The 2,014-nt window shown below is 74.8% G+C and carries 1 protein-coding gene; it reads right to left on the bottom strand.

Features of this window, described 5'->3' with window-relative positions; genetic code table 11:
- The coding region (locus tag VGR37_16510; protein HEV2149010.1) for a PAS domain S-box protein at positions 1 to 2,014 on the bottom strand (2,014 nt) is incomplete at both ends.

Consider the following 2,014-nt stretch of genomic DNA (forward strand, 5'->3'; position numbering starts at 1 on the left):
GCTCTCCACCCCGAGCCGCCCGCCGTGGGCCTCCACGATTCCCCTGGCGATGGTGAGCCCCAGCCCGGCGCTCCGGCGCCCGCTCGGCACGCCCTGCCAGAAGGGGGTGAAGAGGTGCGCCAGGTGCTCCTCCTCGATCCCCGGCCCCGGGTCGGCCACCGAGACCCGCGCCCCTTCGGCGGTGGCCTCCACCGCCACGCACACCTCGCCCCCCTCCGGGGTGAACTTGATGGCGTTCTCCACCAGGTTGGAGAGCACCTGGAGGATCCGCCCGCCGTCCAGGGGGAGGATGGGAAGCTCCCCCCGCACCCGCGTGGTAAGGCGCACGGAGCGGCGCTCCGCGATGGGCTCGATGACGGCGAGCCCGCTTCCCACCAGGAGGGCCAGGTCCTGCGGGGTCCGGTCGAGGGCGAAGTGCCCGGCCTCCAGCCGGGTGACGTCCAGCAGGTCCTGGATGAGGCGCTCCATCTGCTCCGCCGCGAGCGAGATGGTGCCGATGGCGTCCAGCACGGGGGGGTCGAGCTCCGCGGCCACCCGGGGGCTCAGCAGCGAGGTGGAGTTGAGCATGATGCTGGTGAGCGGGTTGCGCAGGTCGTGCGACACGGCCTGCATCACCCGCTTGCGCGTCTGCAGCGCCTTCTGCACCTCGCCGTGGAGCTGGGCGTTGTCCACGGCCAGCGCGGCGCGGCGCGCCACCTCCTCCACCAGCCCCCGGTCGTCCGCGTCCGGGGTGCGCGCGGACTCGAAGCCCAGGCTCAGCGCACCCAGGATCCGGCCCCGGGCGCGCAGCGGCACCACCAGGAGCGCCGCGGGGTCCAGGTCGCCGCGCCGCTCCTCGCAGCGCGGGTTCTCGTCCCCACGGCGCGCTTCCGCCGTGGCGACGAAGCGCGCCTCGCCCGTGCGCAGCACGTGGGCGACGGGGGGGACGAGGCAGTCCAGCTCCGGCGCGTAGCGGTGGAGGCGGTCGCGGATGCGGGCCTGGCGCTCCGGGTCTGCGTGCACGGCGGCCAGGCGCTGCACCGCCCCCTCGGCGTCCAGGAGGTACACGACGCACGAGTCCGCCAGCCGGGGGACCAGCAGGGCGGAAAGGCTCTCCAGGGTGGCCGCGGGGTCCAGCGAGGCGGTGAACAGCTCGGATGCCTCGGCCAGGAAGCGGGCGCGGCGCGCGGCCATCTCGGCCTCCGCGCGGGCGCTCTGCTCCCTCTCCAGGAGGTGCGCCCGCTCCTGCTCCGCCCGCCGGTGGGCGGTGTGGTCCTCCACCACCCCCACCCCGCCCACCACCTGCCCGGCCGCGTCCCGCAGCGGCGCCACCCGGATGACGATCCACATCTCCACCCCGGTGGGGGTCAGGTACGGCCCCTCGTACGAGGCGGCCTCCCCCCGGAGCACAGGCTCGAAGGCGGGGAGCACCCGCGGGTCCTGGATCCGGCGGACGGAAAATCCCGCGAGCTGCTCCCGCGGGAGCCGGGTCATCTCCCGGAAGCGCTCGTTGAACGCCGTGACCCGCAGGTTGAGGTCGTAGAAGAACGCACCGGCGGGGACCTGCTCGAAGAGGGCCCGGTGCCGCTCCTCGGACTGGAGGAGCGCCTCGGTGACCCGCTTCTGCCCGGTGACGTCGCGGATGACCCCGTGGTACTCCCGCGGGCGCCCCTCCGCGTCGCGGCGCACGGTGGCGGAGACCACGCAGTCCAGCGGCGTCCCGTCCTTGCGGCGGAGGCGCAGCGCACAGTCCCGCACGGAGCCCTCGCGCTCCAGCGCCCGGCGGAAGCGCGCCCGATCGGCGGCGTCGGCGTACCCGACGGCGGCGTTCAGCCGGCGGGTCTCCTCCCGGTCCCACCCGAACAGCTCCAGGAAGGAGGCGTTTACGTCCAGCAGCTCGCCCGCCGGGGTGCTGACGAAGGTGGCGTCGATGGACTGCTCGAAGAGCGCGCGGTACTTCTCCTCGCTCTCGCGGAGCGCGGCCAGCGTGGCCTCGCGCTCGGAGAGGTGGCGGATGTTGCGGATGGCGGTGGGC

This window comes from Longimicrobiaceae bacterium, assembly GCA_035936415.1.
In the GTDB taxonomy this organism is placed as follows: domain Bacteria; phylum Gemmatimonadota; class Gemmatimonadetes; order Longimicrobiales; family Longimicrobiaceae; genus JAFAYN01.